1 protein-coding gene is annotated in these 1,168 nt (G+C 42.4%); it reads left to right on the top strand.

What is annotated here, in order from left to right:
• The first annotated feature begins 89 nt into the window (after positions 1-89).
• Positions 90-1,112, top strand: coding sequence for an IS30 family transposase (locus E4T82_RS11915; protein ID WP_135182979.1), 1,023 nt, complete (start codon positions 90-92; stop codon positions 1,110-1,112).
• Positions 1,113-1,168 lie beyond the last annotated feature (56 nt).

A 1,168-nucleotide genomic window follows, 5' to 3' on the forward strand; every position in this document is an offset into this window, starting at 1 on the left:
ATCCCGCGTTGTAAAATAAAGTGCAACAGAAAAGACATGTTCATCTGATATACTAGAATTCCCCAACTCAGTATAGAAAGACGATGAACATGTCCCACACTCATTCTACCAAAAAATCTCGTTATTCTCACTTATCAGCCTCTGAGCGAGGAGAAATCAGTGCTTATCTGAAAATGGGTAAAAAGCCCGCTGAGATTGCTCGTCTGTTAGGACGGAATCGTTCAACCATTACCCGTGAGATGAAGCGTGGAACTGTTACTCAAGTCCAAGATAAGAATGGTAAACGAACTTACTATCAAGCCTATTTCGCTGATAGCGGGCAACGTGCTTACGACGAAAATCGTAGAAATAGTGTCTATCTAAAGCTAAATCAATGTTCACCACGCTTTATTGAAGAGCTAGAGAAAGCTGTGAAAGCAACGGTTCGCTGTCATAGTGTGGATACGTTTGTTCACGATTACAAAGCCAAGCATCAGACAGAAACCATTCCTTCAACGAAGACAATTTATCGCTATATCGCAGCAGGTCTTCTTTCTATCAAGCCAATCGATTTGCCAAAGATGGTGAGTATCAGAAAGCGGGCTAATTCTAAACCCACGGTCAATAAGAAGACCCTCGGAAAATCCATTGAAAAGCGTCCAGAAGCGATTAACAAGCGCTCCGAATTTGGACACTGGGAGATTGACTTGGTACTAGGTAAAAAGACCAAGGGAGAGGCTGTTGTCATGACTTTGGTTGAACGTCAAACCCGTTTTGCCGTAGCTTGCAAGTTGCCCAATAAACAAGCTGAAACCATCAATGAGGCTATTAAAGACTTCTTGACTGAGTACCCGATTTCTTCTATAACATCAGACAACGGTGCTGAGTTTAGTCTCTTATCCGACTTAGAAGGTGTTGACATTTACTTCGCGCATCCCTATTCTTCCCATGAAAGAGGAACGAATGAGAACTTCAACGGACTTCTCAGAGAGTTTCTCCCAAAAGGTCAATCTCTCAACCCATTAACAGACGAAGACTTATTGCAATATATCGCTGCTATCAACGAGAGACCCAGACGACTTCACCAGTATAAAACGGCTAAATTTCTGTTTGAGCTAGCACAAACAGCCTAAGCAATGGAAGACTAGTCTATCCATGAACTTGTTGCACTTGACTTGACAATGTGCGA

This window comes from Streptococcus cuniculi (genome assembly GCF_004570575.1).
Classification (GTDB): domain Bacteria; phylum Bacillota; class Bacilli; order Lactobacillales; family Streptococcaceae; genus Streptococcus; species Streptococcus cuniculi_A.

What these genes read in the sequence shown, in the direction of transcription:
- E4T82_RS11915 (WP_135182979.1), top strand. Translation starts at nt 90, where the DNA reads ATGTCCCACACTCATTCTACCAAAAAATCTCGTTATTCTCACTTATCA.